General features: G+C 43.0%; 24 protein-coding genes. All 24 read right to left on the reverse strand.

Going from position 1 to position 18,391, the window contains the following annotated elements; translation table 11 throughout:
- Window positions 1–6 precede the first annotated feature (6 nt).
- Window positions 7–825, reverse strand: a complete 819-nt coding sequence (locus AC1RJL_RS05420; RefSeq protein WP_492911722.1) for a glycosyltransferase family 2 protein — start codon at window positions 823–825, stop codon at window positions 7–9.
- Between the two features lie 144 nt (window positions 826–969).
- Entirely contained in the window at window positions 970–1,464 is a 495-nt protein-coding gene (locus AC1RJL_RS05425; RefSeq protein ID WP_492911723.1) for a CDC27 family protein, read from the reverse strand.
- A gap of 41 nt (window positions 1,465–1,505) precedes the next feature.
- Window positions 1,506–2,186, reverse strand: a complete 681-nt coding sequence (locus AC1RJL_RS05430) for a sigma-70 family RNA polymerase sigma factor (protein ID WP_492911724.1) — start codon at window positions 2,184–2,186, stop codon at window positions 1,506–1,508.
- A 14-nt stretch (window positions 2,187–2,200) separates the two neighbouring features.
- Entirely contained in the window at window positions 2,201–2,884 is a 684-nt protein-coding gene (gene fliP / locus AC1RJL_RS05435) for a flagellar type III secretion system pore protein FliP (protein WP_492911725.1), read from the reverse strand.
- The gene (locus AC1RJL_RS05440) at window positions 2,874–3,254 is read right to left on the reverse strand and encodes a hypothetical protein (protein ID WP_492911726.1); all 381 of its coding nucleotides are present in this window, start codon (window positions 3,252–3,254) and stop codon (window positions 2,874–2,876) included. Before AC1RJL_RS05440 ends, fliP begins: the two co-directional genes overlap by 11 nt.
- Before the next feature lie 21 nt (window positions 3,255–3,275).
- Complete coding sequence (locus AC1RJL_RS05445; RefSeq protein ID WP_492911727.1) at window positions 3,276–3,587, reverse strand: FliM/FliN family flagellar motor switch protein; 312 nt, start codon at window positions 3,585–3,587, stop codon at window positions 3,276–3,278.
- 2 nt (window positions 3,588–3,589) lie between these two features.
- Entirely contained in the window at window positions 3,590–4,342 is a 753-nt protein-coding gene (locus AC1RJL_RS05450) for a hypothetical protein (RefSeq protein ID WP_492911728.1), read from the reverse strand.
- A 5-nt stretch (window positions 4,343–4,347) separates the two neighbouring features.
- Entirely contained in the window at window positions 4,348–5,508 is a 1,161-nt protein-coding gene (gene flgF, locus AC1RJL_RS05455; protein ID WP_492911729.1) for a flagellar basal-body rod protein FlgF, read from the reverse strand.
- 18 nt (window positions 5,509–5,526) lie between these two features.
- Window positions 5,527–5,943, reverse strand: a complete 417-nt coding sequence (locus AC1RJL_RS05460) for a flagellar hook assembly protein FlgD (RefSeq protein ID WP_492911730.1) — start codon at window positions 5,941–5,943, stop codon at window positions 5,527–5,529.
- Between the two features lie 5 nt (window positions 5,944–5,948).
- Window positions 5,949–7,214: a hypothetical protein gene (locus tag AC1RJL_RS05465; RefSeq protein WP_492911731.1), complete on the reverse strand. Its 1,266-nt coding sequence runs from the start codon at window positions 7,212–7,214 to the stop codon at window positions 5,949–5,951.
- Complete coding sequence (locus tag AC1RJL_RS05470; protein ID WP_492911732.1) at window positions 7,214–7,666, reverse strand: hypothetical protein; 453 nt, start codon at window positions 7,664–7,666, stop codon at window positions 7,214–7,216. The genes AC1RJL_RS05465 and AC1RJL_RS05470 overlap by 1 nt, the downstream gene beginning before the upstream one ends.
- Before the next feature lie 2 nt (window positions 7,667–7,668).
- Window positions 7,669–8,997, reverse strand: a complete 1,329-nt coding sequence (locus tag AC1RJL_RS05475; RefSeq protein WP_492911733.1) for a FliI/YscN family ATPase — start codon at window positions 8,995–8,997, stop codon at window positions 7,669–7,671.
- Window positions 8,990–9,673 (reverse strand): FliH/SctL family protein, encoded by a 684-nt coding sequence (locus AC1RJL_RS05480; RefSeq protein ID WP_492911734.1) that lies wholly within the window; start codon window positions 9,671–9,673, stop codon window positions 8,990–8,992. The genes AC1RJL_RS05475 and AC1RJL_RS05480 overlap by 8 nt, the downstream gene beginning before the upstream one ends.
- Window positions 9,670–10,056 (reverse strand): hypothetical protein, encoded by a 387-nt coding sequence (locus tag AC1RJL_RS05485; RefSeq protein WP_492911735.1) that lies wholly within the window; start codon window positions 10,054–10,056, stop codon window positions 9,670–9,672. Before AC1RJL_RS05485 ends, AC1RJL_RS05480 begins: the two co-directional genes overlap by 4 nt.
- 10 nt (window positions 10,057–10,066) lie before the next feature.
- Entirely contained in the window at window positions 10,067–11,440 is a 1,374-nt protein-coding gene (gene fliF / locus AC1RJL_RS05490) for a flagellar basal-body MS-ring/collar protein FliF (protein WP_492911736.1), read from the reverse strand.
- Between the two features lie 13 nt (window positions 11,441–11,453).
- On the reverse strand, window positions 11,454–11,759 hold the full coding sequence (fliE, locus tag AC1RJL_RS05495) for a flagellar hook-basal body complex protein FliE (protein WP_492911737.1): 306 nt from the start codon (window positions 11,757–11,759) through the stop codon (window positions 11,454–11,456).
- Complete coding sequence (locus AC1RJL_RS05500; protein ID WP_492911738.1) at window positions 11,756–12,148, reverse strand: flagellar basal body rod C-terminal domain-containing protein; 393 nt, start codon at window positions 12,146–12,148, stop codon at window positions 11,756–11,758. The genes fliE and AC1RJL_RS05500 overlap by 4 nt, the downstream gene beginning before the upstream one ends.
- Window positions 12,145–12,501, reverse strand: a complete 357-nt coding sequence (locus tag AC1RJL_RS05505) for a hypothetical protein (RefSeq protein WP_492911739.1) — start codon at window positions 12,499–12,501, stop codon at window positions 12,145–12,147. Before AC1RJL_RS05505 ends, AC1RJL_RS05500 begins: the two co-directional genes overlap by 4 nt.
- A gap of 6 nt (window positions 12,502–12,507) precedes the next feature.
- Window positions 12,508–13,602: a flagellar basal body P-ring protein FlgI gene (gene flgI, locus AC1RJL_RS05510; RefSeq protein WP_492911740.1), complete on the reverse strand. Its 1,095-nt coding sequence runs from the start codon at window positions 13,600–13,602 to the stop codon at window positions 12,508–12,510.
- A complete protein-coding gene (locus AC1RJL_RS05515) occupies window positions 13,599–14,171 on the reverse strand; it encodes a flagellar basal body L-ring protein FlgH (RefSeq protein WP_492911741.1) in 573 nt (190 codons plus the stop codon). Before AC1RJL_RS05515 ends, flgI begins: the two co-directional genes overlap by 4 nt.
- The gene (gene flgA / locus AC1RJL_RS05520; RefSeq protein WP_492911742.1) at window positions 14,152–14,628 is read right to left on the reverse strand and encodes a flagellar basal body P-ring formation chaperone FlgA; all 477 of its coding nucleotides are present in this window, start codon (window positions 14,626–14,628) and stop codon (window positions 14,152–14,154) included. Before flgA ends, AC1RJL_RS05515 begins: the two co-directional genes overlap by 20 nt.
- 223 nt (window positions 14,629–14,851) lie before the next feature.
- The gene (locus tag AC1RJL_RS05525; RefSeq protein ID WP_492911743.1) at window positions 14,852–15,625 is read right to left on the reverse strand and encodes a flagellar hook-basal body protein; all 774 of its coding nucleotides are present in this window, start codon (window positions 15,623–15,625) and stop codon (window positions 14,852–14,854) included.
- Window positions 15,626–15,640: 15 nt separating this feature from the next.
- The gene (locus tag AC1RJL_RS05530; protein ID WP_492911744.1) at window positions 15,641–16,339 is read right to left on the reverse strand and encodes a flagellar hook-basal body protein; all 699 of its coding nucleotides are present in this window, start codon (window positions 16,337–16,339) and stop codon (window positions 15,641–15,643) included.
- Window positions 16,336–18,381 (reverse strand): flagellar biosynthesis protein FlhA, encoded by a 2,046-nt coding sequence (locus tag AC1RJL_RS05535; RefSeq protein WP_492911745.1) that lies wholly within the window; start codon window positions 18,379–18,381, stop codon window positions 16,336–16,338. Before AC1RJL_RS05535 ends, AC1RJL_RS05530 begins: the two co-directional genes overlap by 4 nt.
- Between the last annotated feature and the right edge of the window lie 10 nt (window positions 18,382–18,391).

Raw genomic sequence — 18,391 nt, forward strand, 5'->3', positions numbered from 1 at the left:
GTAAATTTAATCGTTTAGCGTTACTTTGTCATACCAAATAATATTTTTTAAAAAGAACTCAAGGAATGTTTGGTAGGATAAATGTTGGGTGAAAGCATTGTTATCAAGTAACTCCGAACCTTCAGATATTGACAAAGCTTCAACCACTTTTGTCAGGGTGATCGAGTTTTTCCGTGGTAACAAGCGTGAGTGACTAAACACTCTTTCAAAGTGGCTTTTATCCCAGGTATTATTTCCAGTGTAATTATAAATATATAACTGTGGTCTAAATACGGGGTAAACCGCGTCTAATGCAATTAATCGATGAATGAAGCCAGTATCTTCACCACGTCTGAGTGGGTCGTACAATACTCCATTGTTAATGGCAAAGTTTTTATGGCACAAGATTGTTGCTTCCCATGGGCGAGGTGCAGATAAAAACCCTCGCTTACTGATATTGTCGAAGACAATAATTAAAAACAGTACGGAAGCCATTTTACCTGATAAGAAAATGTGCTCCATTTGCCAGGTAAGGCGTTCCTGGTGATGCCAATCATCATCATCCCACATACAAAAATATTCACCGCCAGCTTCCTTGATGGAAATATTTCTTATATCACCCAATGTTAATGTTTTGCGACCATTATAGTATTTGTATGCGCGTACCTCGGGGTCATTTAAGCTGCTGATATAGTCATCTGTTGCTGTATCATTGCGCTCATAGACAACAAGTAATTCCTTATTAGGATAGCTTTGTGCTTTAAAGCAAGCAACAGCCGTCTTCAAAGGCTCAACCCTATTGTTCGTCACGCAAAGGCAGGATACTTTTGGATAGGATTTTTCCATATATAACCCTAACTGAGGTTTAAAAAAGGTTTGAGTCTATCAATGTCTGTGCGCATCATTTTATGTCATAGACAATCACATCACTAAATTGCCAATTGTTTAAACAGATTGTGACAATCTATCACAATCTGTTTCTCTTACAGATCAGCGCAAAGCAATATTGTTCAACATTTGATCCGCCAGTTGGATATGTCGGTCATTATCTTCAGCGTTTTCAAGAATATAGTTCAAGATATCTGCTGCTTGCTGATATTGCTTAAGATCAACCAATACCAATGCTTTATGATAAAGACATGGTGTATGGTTCGGATAATTTATTAATAAATTATCCCAAACTTGCAATGCCATCTCAATATTGCCTGAGTCCCTCTCAACTAAACCCAACTGGAATATTTCATTAACTTTCATATTCTGATTGGATTGATTATCTAGATAGAAGACAAAGGCATTCTTGGCTTTATCAAGTAACCCGAGTGTTGCATAAACTCTGCCGATCAATGCATGGGATTGCAATGGCGCATCATCGCGCGCAACAAGAGTTTTAAGTTTATCCAGCGCCTTGTCATAATGGCTATTTTGAAAATGCCAATCAGATAAGGCCAGAAGTTCATCACCATCAAAATTAGAGTAGTTTGTCATAAATTTTCCTAAAGCAGTCCATGTTGAAATGTATTTATAAATCAATAAGTTGACTCATAAACTCCACGCAAAGTGAACAGTCCGCTTTTATGCAGCTGTGAAACTCTTGCATTTGTTAAACCCATTATTTCGGCAATTTCCTTGAAGGGAATTTGTTGGAAATAATAACTTTTGATAATAAATTTTTGTTGGTCTTCCAGTTGCTCCACTAACCTTACTAACTGAAACGCTGTTTTTTCTTTTTCGTAGTGATGATCTGGCTGATTTGATTCAAGGGCACCCATTTCCAATAGTTTTGCAAAGGCCATTTCTATAACCAAATCAACAATAAATAAAAAGCTATCCTCATCCGCACTTTCTTCCATGTCATGCACACCATCTTTACGCAAGTTTGGTAACTCATATTGCTTATTATGTTTGAAGTTATTTTTTATTTCATTAAGTAAACTTCCTTTTACCCGAACATACGCATAACCTTCAAAGGGGACGCCAAAATTTATATCATAGGTTTCTATACATTCTAAGGTGGATAATGAAATTACACTGACAAAATCATCCCAATTAATCAAATAATGGCCGTATTTGACAAAGAGCTTTCGAGCAACATTCCGGCACCAGGGAAAGTAATATTCAAAAATCTTATTACGAATCTGTATAGTTCCCTCATCCTTAAATCTGGACCATAGGATATTGATATCATCATCATGTTTGGGAGATTTCAACAACGAATTCCTTGTTATCCACTCACACTTCTGATCAATGTTTCCGATATGAGGGCCCAACCATCAATAACCACAAACAGCATTATTTTTAATGGCAGAGATAAAGCAGTTGGGGGCACCATTATCATACCTAATGACATCAAGATTGCCGCGAGTACGATATCTATCAATAAAAATGGCAAATAAATAATAAAGCCGATCTTAAATGCGATTTTCAATTCACTTAACAGGAATGCGGGTATTAGGTGAGTTGCATCAATATCTTCGACAGAATTGGGCAGGGGATGTTTGGCAAGCTTATAGATTAACTCAATGTCAGATTCTGTCGTTTGCGAAATCATAAAGTTTTTAAATGGTTGCCATGTCTGCGACACTCCTTGAGCAAAATCAATTTCCTGTGTCAGGTAGGGTTGTAATCCTTCGTCATAACTGGCTTTAAAAACAGGTTCCATGGTAAAAATGGTCAAAAACATTGCTAAAGTCACTAACACCAAATTAGGTGGTGTTTGTTGCAAGCCCAAGGCGCTTCGTAAAAAAGACAAAACTATAATATAACGGGTGAAACACGTTGTCGCTATCAAAAGAAAAGGAATAAACGAAAGTGCTGAAATTAATAAAAAACTTTCAGTCTCTGACGCAAGCCTGCCTGCTTCAAACGCCTTGGTCAGTTGCTCCCACACAGCTACATTATCGGCCATCAGGAGTCTCCGATGGAGATTGTATCGTTTGTCTGAATGCATCTTGTTCTTTATCGACAGCCATTACCTGAACGGCTACATGATTGGTAGATTCAACAATTAAGAACGTTGACTTGTTATACGCAACAATATGTAATCGGGTAGCTGCTGATAAACGTTGAGTATGTTTGAGAAGTTGTGTTTCCTTTGCATTAACTTTAGAGAATGCGGTGGGAAATTTATTCTTCAGAATCCATACAGCTATTGTGCTTATGGCAATAAAAATAATAAAAAATATAGCAACATTCATCAGATAATAATCGGGGACAACATCATTGTTTCTAAATTCCGGCTGCGGTGCCAATGTGGTTGCAGAGATTGAATTTGTCATATCGAACATCCAGATGCGAGCTTATGCGTTGGCCATTTCAGTTATTTGAACACCAAAGCAATCACTCACGGCGATTAAATTACCGCGCGCCACTGCTATACCATCCACGAATAGGGTAACAGGGGAGTTAAGATGTTCATTTAATTGCAACAATTCGCCAGCCTTTAATGAAAACAATTGATTAAGCGAAATATCCACCGTACCAATATTTACCGATACACTGACATTCATATGACCCACCAGGTCAAGGTTTAGTGGTACCAGGGAGGTTTGGGGTTTTTCAACCTGTGCTGTTAATTCGTTTAGGTTTATGTTGTTTATTTCTTTGCTCATGTTTACTTACCCGGCTTCACTAATAAAATAGCTTTTTTTGTTTCTTTACTGCCCAAATTCGCATCAGCAATTTTGTTCTTACCTAGCTGAACCGTAAATAAACTGTTTAAGGGCGTTGCCGACACCAAAATGTCACCCGGTTCCAGGGCATTAATATCTGACAAGAGATGCTGCCCCAATGAAATAGAGACGTTAACCGAAACAGATTTTTTTATGTCTCGTGGCGTGATGGATGAAAGTGGCAGCTTGGTTGACGTTTCCGTGACAATATTTTCTGCCAACGAGAAAGGCAGAAAAATGCGTATTTCCTGTTTATCAATTATTATTTCAAGCAAGGCAATGCCTGCGCTTAATTGATGAATAGATTCAGGTGTAGCACAAAAGTTTTCAGGTTTTTGCACAGATGAAAATGTCGCCAGTTGCGAGCAACATTTGAATGCGGCATGCGCGGCACTATAGAGTTCATGCTTAGCTGCTGTAACAGCAGCTTCATAAATTGTATCCATGGGAACATCAAGCGCGTGGTCAGCAAATATTATATCGCGCCAATTGGTTTTGGATGTTTGTACAGCAATAACATCAACTCCGTCAGAATAATAGCGAGCGCTCTCCTCCGGTTGCTGCCCGGTGAGAATTGTTACAAAAATAGTATGTTGTTTGAAGCACCACTCAGCTTGCCAGTGGTGCAATGCTTCTAATACGCGCTCTTCCAGAATCTGCCGCGCCGATGATGTCAAAGACAGCAACTTAATCACTGTTATTAACCGCGTGTATTGTTGTAGAGTTGTTCAATCAATTCGTTGGATACACTCATAGCGCGTGAGCTGGCTTGATATCCTCGCTGGATAATCATGATGTCAGCAAATTCTTTAGTAAGATCGACGTTTGAAAGCTCGATGCTACCACCTTGGATTGCGCCAAATATGCTGTCTGACGGACGGCCATATTCCGCCGGCATCTTGCTATTTGTTTGGTACATACCACCGGAAGCGAGTTCGAGATTCGCTTCATTGGAAAAACCTGCCAACGCAATTTGCCGACCTGCTTTAACATCGCCATTTGAATATTTAAATTGCATTATGCCTTTTTCATCGAAAGAGACTTTAATGATGCCCAATACACCGTTGCCATTTATTTCTTTTATCCCTGCGGTAGATGTGCCACCGGAGAATTGGGTGGTCCCGCTGAATAGACCTGGGGTACCAAAATCAAATGTCACTGTTTGAGAGACACCGGCAAATGTCAGGTCGGCATTGATCGTATTGAAGCCGGTCAAGGGTGAACCGGTATTATCAAACCGCACTTCGCCAGTGGCCAATTCGTCTCCTGCGCTGTCTTGAATGGAGACGGTCCAGACATCAACGGATGTTGTTGGATTTTCAAATTTAAGCTTCAGTTCATGGGTTTTGCCGGCGGCATCATAAATAGTGACTGGCGTAATTTCAGCGGTGGTCGCTGTTGAAGACAGGTTGCCACTAATTTTTACGTCGGTAGTTGCCACCGGCGGCAGAGTACGTTGGTTGGTGATGTCAATTTTTTCCAGATTTCCCGCATCACTTATCGACATCACTTCCAAGCCGGTTGCGGTATCTACCAAAATGTTATTTGAGTTGAGGCTAAATTGGCCTGCGCGCGTATAAAATAGTTCACCTGAATTGTTGCGCAACACAAACATGCCTTTACCTGTAATCGCGAGATCCGTGTTATTACCAGTCTGTCTGATTTCGCCGCTTTGCAAGCGTATTGAGGAATTTTCAATCGTTGTACCTATTCCTTGCTCACCTGCATTCAGACTCCGGAAAAAAGTATCTGTACCTCGGTAACCTGGCGTATTCATGTTGGCGATATTATTGCTTGCGTTATCCAATGTTTTAGAAAAATTGAACATACCGGTCAAACCGGTGAAAAATGATTGCAACATACTGTTATCCTCCAATTATTAAGGTTGTACCAAACTGATTTGCGACATTCTTATGCCGGTCAAAATAGAACCATCTGATGCTTTAATGGTTAACAAAGCTCCATCACTTTGAAAATTTACTGCCATTACGTTACCCGCATAGACAACACCTTCGGTTGTTGCCTGTACATTTCGGCCTAGTAATCCGACGGATTGTTCAGTGGAATTCAACAGTACCAAATTCTGGATATTTTCAGATGTTTGTCGGGATTGTTCGATATTTGCGAACTGCGCCATTTGTGCCAGGAACTCCTTGTTATCAACTGGCTCTAATGGGTCCTGATAATTCAGCTCCGACAAAAAAAGCTTAATAAAATCCTCTTGATTGATCGTTGAATTATTGAGACCACTGGTAGCATTTGAATTTAATACACTGCCTATCGCATCTATCGCCATAACGTTTACTCCTGACTGTAGAGTTTTCCATTGAAAGTTAATGAATGAACCGTCTTGTCTATACTTTTAAAATAATGCATCAAGAAAACACTTAATGATTTTTTTTCATCCTCCGATAAGGCGTAGTCGCGCACTATTACATCTATTGCGCCATTGTTTTCAACAATGGTTAGTTTCCGTTTGGATAACTCTGGGAAACTCAGTGCAATAGCCGTAGAAACCAGGTTTTGTGCTAGTGTTTTTTCACCGCCTGGCCAGTTTCTATTCTGTGAGCGATTGGAGCCTGATTCAGATATCGTAGTGAGTTGCGAGGATGAAATTTGTATACCATTTTGTAATGGTGTGGCTTGATTGAAATACCCTGCGGATGTTAATCCGCTGGCAATAGAGTGTGTCCCTGACGGAGTGCTTTTTATGTGCAAAGTCTTCGTTATTGTTGAGAGTTTTCCGGTTGCGTACCACTTTAAGTCAACAGAGCTGCTAACCTTGACGGATTGTTGGTTTGAGAGGCCAGAGGTTACCGGGGATAACGAACTGTCTTGCCGGACGATTGAGGGCGCAACCTGTGGAGTATCCCACATGAGGTGCTTCCCAAGTTTGTCCAGATTATTAAATGGGATTGGTTCGATCGTTATCAATGGCAGGGCAGTGGGACTTTGAGATGGCGTTGTGCTTCCTATAGAAGATTCAAGATCGTTAAATGTTATCTGTACTGGATTGCTATTGAATTTGGTGGCCAGTAGTTGCTGAGTGCCAATTGTTATCGGAGCATGCAATTCATCGTTATCAAGCGATGCAATAATTGTTTCACTGCTAGCCTGCCCAACTGGAGTACCAGAGTTTGGATTTTCTGTTTGATTGATCAATACATAAGAATCAGCGATGTTAATCAATTTTTTTTCGACGGTTTGCCGCCCGGTGAGCAAGTTTTCCCATAGAGTTAGCGAGGCCAATGCATCAATAGTTTGCGGCATAAGCTGATCAATAGATGAATTGGTTTCCTGTGGTTGTTTGATCAATGGGCGGAACAACTGCGTTCCTGCAAAAAGATTTATTACTTCGTCAACCAGCGCATTGGTGATTGGTTCTGCATCACTGCGGTTTCCTGCTTCGTCGCCCATCTGGGGATTAGTATTATCTATTGTCAAGCTATGCGTGCGATCATCCATAGCCAATAGATCCAAAAAAGAAACCTGTTGATGGTCATTGGTAGGCGCCGCAACTTTTGTATTGGTGCTTATATAAGTGTTGATGTTGGCTGGAGTGATCATTAAAGTAAATTTACATCCAATGTCTTATTGCTATCGTTATGAATGGCCTCTGCCTTGAGTATTGCTTTGAGCTGTGCTGTTTCTAATTTATCAACGAGTTTTTCAAACACTTTTTCCTGTGTTATGCACTTGGCCAACTTAATACGCTTGCTATCCAGTTCCCTGTTTTTTTCCTGCACGATACCCAGCAATGTGTCTAATTGTTGGTACTGCTCGGACAAATACTGTGTATGCATCTGCATCAGTAAAGGATCCAACGAACTTTTATCATTTAAATGTTGTGATTGTCGAACCAGTATGTTGGCAATTTCATGTTGCTTTTCAGTAACATGTTTTTCACTGTTGTTTGCTACTTGCTGAGCTGATAAGAAGTCTCCATTGGCTTTGGTTTTACGCAGCTCCTTTAGTCGTTGAATGGTTTTGGATTTTTTTAACCGCGATGTCATATTCATGATTATTGCCTGTCCCTGATATAAGTGGCTAATGTACTTGCTTCTTTCCATGCATTTTCTGCCTGGATACGCTCTGAAGGGCGTTGAATAAGCAATTTATCTAACATGGGTTTTGCGGAAACAGCTACATCAAGCTCTGTGTTTTTTCCGGCTTCATAAGCGCCCAATTCAATCATATCCTGGGAACTGGCATAAATTGCAAGGGTTTTGCGTAACTGCGCAACAATGGTTTGCTTTTCATCTTTTATTAATTTTCCGGTAAGCCTGCTCACACTGTGTTGAACGTCAATAGCCGGATAATGATTACGTCCAGCCAGCTCGCGCGACAGGACAACGTGCCCATCCAATAGCGAGCGCATATGGTCAGTAACTGGCTCATTGATATCATCACCCTCGACCAATACTGTAAATAAAGAGGTGATCGAGCCCTGGTTTTTAAGTGCTCCACCTCTTTCGAGCAAAGGTGGTAGCAAAGAGAAAACTGATGGTGGATAGCCGCGCGCACCGATAGGTTCGCCAGTGGATAATCCGATTTCCCGTTGGGCCATGGCGAATCGGGTTATTGAATCCATAATCAATAAGACATGTTGATTCGCTTTTCTAAACCATTCCGCGATGGTTGTTGCGGTGAATGCCGCTTGTCGTCTGAGCACGGCGGGCTGTTCAGCCGGAGCAACTACGACCACTGCCCGCTGCAGGCCTTTTTCTCCCAGGCAATCGTAAATGAAATCACCCACTTCTCGTCCGCGTTCACCGATCAATGCAATTACAACAACATCTGCATCGGTATTGGCGGCCAGCATACCAAGCAAGGTACTTTTTCCTACACCGCTGCCAGCCATGATTCCGATGCGTTGTCCTCTGCCAAGGGGCGTAAAAATATCAATCGCTTTTACACCGGTATTTAGCGCATGGATTATTGGTTCTCGATGAAGAGGATTGATCGGCGCTGAATATGAGGGTTGATAGCTGTCGAATTCCAAAGTGCCTTTTTGATCCAGTGGATTGCATAATGGATCAACAACCCGTCCCAACAATGAGCGGCCAACAGGAACTGTGAGTACCTTTTGCAACGGTAATACTTCGCTATTCAGACAAAGTCCATGGGCATTACCGAAGGGCATTAACAATATTCTGTTATCGCGCAAACCAACAACTTCGGCAATTACCCGCGCGCTGCCACGGGCCTGGATAATTTCTACGAGTTCGCCTTGCAATACATCACAACCGGAAGCTTCTAACATGCCCTCATAAATGGCTGTCAACCTGCCGGATTTCCGTCCCAATTTTGCCGATTGGATGGAATTGATGTACTTATCAATATTAAGCATTACTCTTTTCCACATCCCATACAGCAAAGAGTTGTTCTTTTAGTTGTTCTAGTTGTGTCTGTACACTTAAGTCTTCCGTGCTGTAAGCGGAATTTACAAAACATCTGCCGGGCTCCAAGTCTGACTCAAATACCACAACGCAGCTTTCGTTTAAACTCTCTACCAGGAATTCTAAATGTTCGGAGCTTGCCTCAGGTAGACGAATATAAATTTTATCAGTATAGGTTCCTTGCTTTAAGCAGCGTTTCACACTTTCTTCAATAATACCCTTATAAATATCTTTATTGCCGGCAAGTTTATAAATGCATGTCAATGCTAAGGTCAATAAACGGGCTTCAAAGATATTCTCAAGTTCATCCTGATGTTTTTTAAGCCCGGTGATTACTGCTAACAGATCTTGCTCATATTTTTTGTTACGCTCTTTGGCTGAGGCCTCGATAGCATTTTGTTTTTGCTGCAATTGTTGGGACATTGTTTTTAATTCATCATGAGCGGCTTTTTTCCCATCGTTATAACCGTCTTCCATCGCTTTTTGTTTAAGCTGTGCCAGCTCTTTTGCCAACATTTCTTGTGTTGGTTCTTTATTTTCAGGTGCGGGAGTTTGAGAGGTTATTTTACCCCCTAGACTAATGATGGTTTGCTGTCCCACAGTGGCATTTTTAATTAATGAGCTCATAAAATTTTTCTTTGTGCACAATCCTGTACTAAGGTAAATAATTTTTTGGGAACAACTTGCATGGGGGTAACTGATTTTTCCGCAATTTCCGAGTTAAGCATCCATTGAAAGCTTTCCTGATTATTTTCACTCATTAACAAACACTGCCAAAATTTGTCAAGGTTTGTTGCATTGTATTTATTCACCTTGCTTATGATTACATTTTGTTTTAACTCAGCTAACGCGGTATCTGCTATCAGCGGGTCACTCGCCAATCCCAATGCCTGAATTTCTTTTAGCAAAGGTTGAATAGCTGCCTTTTCGGCAGATGACAATTGTCCAAGTATCCACTCCTTGTCGTCAGGGTGTATGCATGCCAGTTTTAAGGCTATGGCTTTAATCATAAGATTTTCCTCAAAGCGTTTTGGATAACCAGGTTTTCAAGTCCATTAGCAATGCTTCCTGTTCTTGTTTCGATAGCCGGGGACGCTCTGCATTCTGTTTTTTACGCATGCGAATCATTACAATGAAAATACATAAAATGAATATTACAATCACCGCCACGCCAAAAATCAGCTCGCTCACGCTTAGCCTGGCTATATTAGTGGAAGCATTTTTTTCTATCGTGGCAGCGGTACTTTGCTGATTTTCGCTGATGAAGTTATCTTGTTTTATGGGCTCTTTTTCAGTGGCAACTGCCACCACAGCAATAGTGTCACCCCGATCTGAATCCATTCCTAATCCTGAGCTGACTACATTAATAACACTGTCAATAGTTTGTTGTGGTAACTCACGCAAGATCACAATACCTACACTGAGTTTTTCGATTTCACCAGGTGAATATTCTATCTCGGAACGTTCTTTGGAAAATAAAAACTCTTCCTCAGTAGAGGTTGTAGTTGACGAGTCAGAGGTATTTTCATTGTTATTTTTTACGGTGTTTCGTTTTACTTTTTGTAAATGCCCGTATTCACCAGAAGATTTTGGAAGAACCTGCTCTCGAATAGACTTTACTTTGTCGAAGTTGTAAACAACGTTTACCGATATTTTAAGGTCATCCGTATTAGTGATTCCACGTACAAGCTCGCGGGCTTTTGACGCGTAGTAATTTTCTAAATCAAATTTGGATTGCTTGACTTCCGATTTTATATCGTCCTGACTTGAGGAGATAACCTCCCCATTGTTATTAAGGACAATAACATTTTTTGCTTCAAGCCCATCGACCGAAGCAGCCACTAATTGTGCGATACCACTTATTTGATTTGAATTTAGCTTCTGTCCAGGGCGTGGCTTAATAGTGACTGATGCTTTGGGTATTGCTTTTTCGTCGCGAAAAATCGATTGCTTCGGAATAGTTAAATGCACTCGGGCTGAATTGACATCGGCGAACGAACGGATGGTATTCGCAATCTCGGATTCTATTGCGCGCTGATAATTGATCCGCTGAGTAAATTCAGACATGCCATATTCTGCATCGCTGAATATTTCAAGGCCGGGGGTGGGCTCTTCCGGAATTCCCTGGGCGCCAAGTTTCGCGCGCAAGCCAAGTAACTCAGCGTCTTTGACAAGAATATTGCCGGTTGCAGGGTCTTCTTTAAACACTGTACCCCATTCCATCAATTTATTACGAATTTCTACACGGCTATGGGGCGAGTCAGTGGAGTTTAATATGGGTTGCCATGAGGGTTGTAACAACCACCATACACCGAATGCCGCGCAGGCCAATAGCCCAATCAAGCCTGCAATGAGGCCAGGTTTATTAAGGCCAAAATCGGAATTGTTCGCCATCAACATGTACCTATCAAATACTTATTTGCGTGATTTTTTCGTAGGATTCGACAAGTTTGTTTCTGACTTCCACGGCCAGCTGCAAGGAGTGTTTAGCATTCTCCATGGAGATCATCAATTCATGTGTGCTGATACCCTGATTCAAAATGTAACTCTGCATAGCGTTATCAGAAGCTTTGATGTTGTTGTCCAGATGCTTGATTAAGTCCGTGAACATTGATGGAGCAAGGTTCGGTTTGTTCTCAAGGCTCTTGAATTCCAGCGTTTTCATGTCGGGTTGTTGGAGGGTGTGTACACCTTGGATGTGTTCGAGGATCATTTACTACTTCCTATAGATAAAGCTGCCTGATTCATTTCACTGTTGGTGTTGTATGCCCGGATATTTGCTTCATAAGAACGTAACGCCGATACCAGCGTCGCCATTTCATGAATGGGATCTATTTTTACGAAAAATACGTCTCCCGCCGCATTAGCGTTGGGATGACTTGGATCGTGCAATGTTTTTATCGATGTCTCTAGCGACTGCCCGCCTAATGACTTTGCGAATGGGGAATCAGCAAGTCTTGCAGCTGCATTGGCAGCTTCACTCGCCGATGCGTAGCCGGTGTTTGCAATAGCAAGTTTCATGGATGCCAGCTCCACCCGGTTACGCTCAAGTGTCATGCCCGCTCTTGCAATATTTCCAATTGAAGATAGATCCATGATCATTTGCCTCTCATTGCTAAAGCCATCAAGCCATATTTTTTTGAAAGCGCTTCGGCAATAATTTTGTAACGACCATTGGCCTGCGATAGGGCGATAACCTCATCATCCAGCGCAACCGGTTCAGTCCCGTTTTGCTCATTAATATTTACCTTGGTTGCGACAATTTGGTTAATAGCCATGGGGTCCTGCGCGGTTACCGCGTGTGACATATTGTTAATCAATGCATCAAAATTACCGGTTCTTTTAATTCCGTTGGTATTGGCATTCGCAATGTTGAGCGCATTTAAGGATGCTCGCTGCTTTTCCAAATCCAGGGCCCAGCTGGCGATCGTTATGCTTATGTCAGTCGAAATCATATATGCCTACTGTATTATCAAGTCAGCATGAAGGGCGCCGGCCGCTTTCGCTGCTGTCAATATGGAAATGGTGTCACGTGTTGATACTTTTATCGCGTACAGCGCCTGTACGAGTTGAGCGACTGTTGTACCCGCAGGTAAATGCAGGGGCTTTATCCTCTCTTCGGTTGCAATGATTGACGTGTTTGGGACAATTGCCGTGCCCACGCCTGGGCCGGGACGTGCCAGCAATTGAGGCTGGGATACGTCATATTGTGTTTGAATTTCGATGCGGAGATTACCGTGGGCGATACTCAGTTCTCCAAGAACCACATTCTGGCCGGCAACAATAGTCCCTGTGCGCTCATTGATTACCAGGCGTGCATCCACATCCGGAGCAATAGTTATATTTTCAAGCTTCGCCAGAAATGGCATAGGCTGGGTATTGTCGGGTAGTTTTATACGGATCTTTCCTGGATGTGTGGCGGAGACACTGTTGATCCCCATCACATCGCGAATCTGGTTAACAACGCGATTGGCGGTAGTGTAATCAGGCTCATTCAAAATAATGTTGATTATTCCCGCATGGCCTCCGAAGTCCGGTGGAGATTGCTCGACAGAACCGCCGTTGCTTATTTGCCCAACAGTGACATGATTTTTCCTGATAGAGCTGTCAAAAGACTCCGCATCATAGCCACCCACGGTAAGCGCTCCCTGACCCAGGACATAAAGTTTTTGATTGGGACCGTAAAGCGGAGTCAGTAATAACGTGCCGCCAGCCAAGCTACGCGCGTCGCCTGTCGAGGCAATTCGCAAATCAATTTTATCTCCTGGCTCGCTAAATGGTGGAAGCTCCGCAGTTACCATAACTGCCGCAACATTGCGCGAGCTTAAGTCGTTTTCATTCACCAGCAAACCAAAACGTTTCAATGTATTGGCAAGCGATTGCAGCGTTGCCTTGTTACGCGCGGAGTCTCCCGTGCCCGACAAGCCCACAACGATTCCGTAACCGATGATTGCAATTTCACGATTACCTTCAATCCTGGCCAAATCTTTCAAACGCACATTATTTGCAAAGGCGAGGGCAGGTACCAGCAGTAGAAATAGGAATAACATTTTCATAGTAAGCCTAACCATGACATGACCCGAGCAATAACTCCCTGACGTTGCGCATTATTAATAACGCCCACTCCTTGTATTTCGATGAATGCATTGGCTATCCGGTTTGAAACCAGAATGTTGTCTTTTGATATGTCATCCATTTTGGCGATGCCGGAAATAATAATTTTCTGGTTTTCATCATTGATTAATAAATTGTGTTCTCCAGCAATACGCACCATATCATTTGGAAGTGTTTCGGTGATTACAGCACTGAGACGTGTCGTTGCTGTTCCATTGCGCACAGTTTTTCCATTGCCTTCGTCTCGACCGCTGACTCCTATGCCCAATGAATTGCGAGTCACATTGTCAAAACTATTTGCCTGGAGCTTAAGGGCATTACTCACGTCTGTTCCCGCCGTAGATTGTGCACTGGTCGATTCAACAACAAGTATGACAATGGGTTGGCCAACCAATAACGAGCGCCTGTCACTCGTCAGGCTTTGATAATTCTCCGTATCAATCAGGCTCTGTGAAAATACTGCGCACGGCAGCACCAAGGCCAATACCAAACTATATTTCAACCAATACATGGCTTTTTCCTGTAATTTTTGCATTAACCGGACCGTTGCTATTTTCTACCTTGACGGAAACCATATCATCCAGATGCCAACCGGTTTCCAATGCTATTCCTGTTGCACTGATTTTTAAGGAACCGGCATCCACTGTGACGGTGACCTTGCCATTGCGTTTCACAAACGGCGGCTCAGAAACCATGTCGGCGGTGAGCACCTGGCCTTTTCTGGTTTGTCGCACCACGGTTTTACCAACCGGGTTATCCAATACAATATCTTTGTTGTTTACCAAAGGGGCAACATCCACCAATTCGCGTCGCACGCTATCGTTCGTGATATCACCTTCTGGTGGTAATGCACGGGTAAATATCCATGCCTCTTGCTTGGCATTGACCTTCAACCAAATAGTGGTGCCTGCGTTTAGTGATCTGGAATACCATTCCACTTGTACTCTGCCAAATTTAATAGGTCCCACCTTTACCTCTCCGGCACCAGATAAAGCAATGTGTGGAGATGTTTTCTTTTCTACGATTTTTTCAAAATGTAACGATGCATAATCCCGCATATATTTTTGACAAAATGGAATTTGCCATTGGTCATATTCCACCAACATCCCTTCGCTCCAGGGCACACTCAGGGGCGTAGCACACGATAATGTGCTTGAGAGTGCAATGCTAACCAGTGTGCTTTCCACGTCGTTATCTGCGCAAATTATTTATGGTTTCGAGTATTTGATCTGCCGTTTGGATCAGGCGTGCATTTAACTGGTAAGCGCGCTGTGCTAACACAAGACTGGTCATTTCATCCACAAGATTAACGTTGGACATTTCAATAAAACCTTGCTGGATATCACCACTGCCATCTTCGCCCGGCATACGAAGAATAACGTCCGTACCCTCTTTAACTTGATAGAGTGAATCACCTATAGGGCGGAATGCGTTGGGATTGACAACATCGGCAAGCTGTATGCGACCAAGTTCGGCGGCGGGATTATTGTCGGCAAAAATGCCCATCACGGTGCCGTCCTTTTTAATTTCTATCTTTTTAAGATCGGCGGGAATCTGAATCCTGTCGCTCAGAGCGAGGCCCCCGTTAGTGGCGAGTAATCCCTCGCTATTGACTTCAAGATTGCCAAGGCGTGTATAGGCAAAAGTACCATTGTTCAGCACTACCTCTAACAGACCTGTGCCTTTAATGGCGATATCCAGGGGGCGTCCGGTAGCTTTTAATGCACCCTCACTGAAATCTACTGTGGGCGCGGATATTTTTGATCCCAAACCTGAAAATGTTCGGGTAGATGTGATCTCGTTGTTTGCCTGACTTGCTGTGGGTGAGGCAACTATATCTTGAAAATTAACCTGGGTTTTTTTGTAGCCTGGCGTATGCATATTAGCAATATTATTTGACAAATGGTCAAGCCAGGTTTGTGTGGACTTTAAGCCGGTTTCTGAAATATGCAAGGCATCTATCATAATGGATTCCTGATGTTATTTTCCGATTTGGTTAATGCCACTGTTAAGTAGCTCGTTGTAGGTATTAAGTGCACGTTGCATACTTTCAATATGCCGGGTGGTCTCCATCATCCTTACCATATCCGCGGCTGAATCTACATTTGATTGCTCTATTGCGCCTTGCACAATGTTGACATTGTCAGCTGTGAGAATTGCTTGTGGCCCTGAATACAATCCATCACCAATCGACAACAGATCCTGTTCGCTGGCATCGTAAATTGCCAGTTGTATTTTTTCTCCTGACGCCGTTAATAAAGTGCCGTTTGGCCCCAGACTCACATCACTGGATGAAAGGGTAATCAATCCATCGATACCTAATACCGGATCACCCGCAAGCGTTGTTAGCACGTTGTCATCGTTCAATGTAAAGCTTCCATTGCGAGTTAGTGCCAAAGTGTCTTTGTGATATACGCCAAACCAACCATCACTAATGATTGCGAAATCCAGAGCTCGGTCAGTGGCATTTATTTGTCCGCGGCTGGCATCGACCCGCGATGTCACGTTATTTGCGAAATTGGCGGGTTGGAGTGCATTTGCAAATTGTGCATCTACAACTGAACTGCGGATACTCTTGTAGCCCGCTGTATTTATATTTGCGCTGTTTTGCGCGATGGCATTCAATGAATCCACTTCCGCACGCATGATCTGCGAGAGATTGATAATTAAATTATTCATCGCGATGCACTCCTGGCGGTTAACGAAGCCTGCTCCAGTTCAATGAAGCCTGCGGAGATAATGCTTGCGTGTCGATTGACTTCCTGAGTTGAAAGTACATTCAATTGTGGGCACGCACGTGATAAAAGATCTTTTAGTGGGCGCCTCAGCGGAGGTGAGCAGAGCAGCACGGGATTAAGGTTGGCACTTAACATTCTTTCGCTTTCCTTCGCAACTTTGGTGACGAGAATTTCTAACTCGGTTGGGTTTAATCCTATGATTTTGTTATCGGTATTGGTAGCCGAATTCGCCAATTTTCTTTCCAGGTCGGGGGCAAGCACCATCGTATTTAGTGCGCCATTGGCATCATTAAGCTCACTGCAAATTGCAGCTCCAAGTTTATTCCTGACTTTTTCGGTTAATACATCCACATCCTTTATCGTGCGACCAGCATCTACCAGAACTTCAAGGATCGCTTCAAGGTTGTTGATCGGGACATGTTCGCTCACTAATGCTTGTAAGACACGTTGGATATCAGAGTAAGACAGAATCGAAGGAATCAACTCATCTATAAGTGAACCAAGATCTGCCCGACGACTTTCGACAAGACGCTCTGTTTCGGCTCGTGAGATAAAATCCGCCGCGTTCTTGCGACACAATTCTTGCAAATGAGTTATTAGTACTGTTTCGGCTTCAACCAACGTGTAACCGGCGGCGTGGGCTTGGGCGCGGACCTCAATTCCAATCCAAAGCGCCTCCAGGCCATAGGTGGGTTCACGAGTGCGTTCGCCTTCAATGGTAATTTTTTTCTTGCCTGAATCTATCGCGAGAATTTTTTCCGGTCGAATACTTCCTTTTCCTACTTCTACCCCGGCGATACGCAATGAGTAATGATCAGGAGCAAGAGACTTATCTGTTTTCACGGCGAGCGTGGGTAAGACAATCCCATAGCGATCAACAAATGTTTTCTTAATCAACTGGACGCGTTTTTCAAAACTGCTCACAGGGCTTAAATAATGATCGGCCAGCATCACACCAAAGCCAATTTCAAATATCTTTGGCTTTACTGATTCATAAGCCGGTTGCTCGTTTGTCTCCGATGGGAGATTATCAGCCTCTGCCGTAGCGCTCGCCGTTACATTTTTCTTGTGGGCAAGCCAGGCAAGCGCACAGAGAATGATGACCAGACATATAACCGGCCACATGGGAATGCCAGGTATTAGTCCTAATCCCAGCAGCGCGATGGCAACTATAATTAATGTGCGTGGGTGAGTGGAAAACTGATTGGTGATTTCTTCTGCCAAACGCGCATCGGTGGCCGCACGGGTGATGATTATACCTGCCGATACAGCAATAATCAGCGCGGGTATCTGCGTCACGATACCGTCGCCAACAGTGAGTAAGGTGTATATATGGAGGGCTTCGCCCCAGCTCATGCCTTTTTGCGCGATGCCGATAATCAAACCGCCAATAATATTGATGAGGATGATGATTATCCCGGCAATGGCATCGCCCTTAACGAATTTGGATGCACCATCCATTGCGCCATAAAAATTGGATTCACGTTCCAGTTCAGCGCGACGTTTTTTTGCCTCTGATTGGTCAATGATGCCCATGTTCAAATCAGCATCAATGCTCATCTGTTTGCCTGGCAAAGAGTCCAGGATAAATCTTGCTGCCACTTCGGCGACACGCTGTGCCCCGTTAGTCACAACAATAAATTGCACAACAATCAATATCAGGAATACGACAAGACCAATAATATAATTTCCACCAACTACCTGATTACCAACAGCATCGATTACTTTGCCCGCCTCTCCATCCTCTAAAATTAAACGCGTTGATGAAATATTTAAGGCCAGGCGGAACAACGTTGTCATTAATAGTAGAGAAGGAAATGTTGAAAAGCTCAGAGGTTTTTCAATATAGAAAGTCACCAGTAAAATCAGGAGAGATGTACAGAAATTTAACAACAGCAAAAAATCAAGCAGTGTATAAGGAATCGGTGTAAAGAGAATCAGGAGTATGGAAATCATTCCCGCAATGAGAATAAATTCGTTCATGCCCGATCTG

The organism is Cellvibrio sp. GW822-FHT04B05 (genome assembly GCF_058800985.1).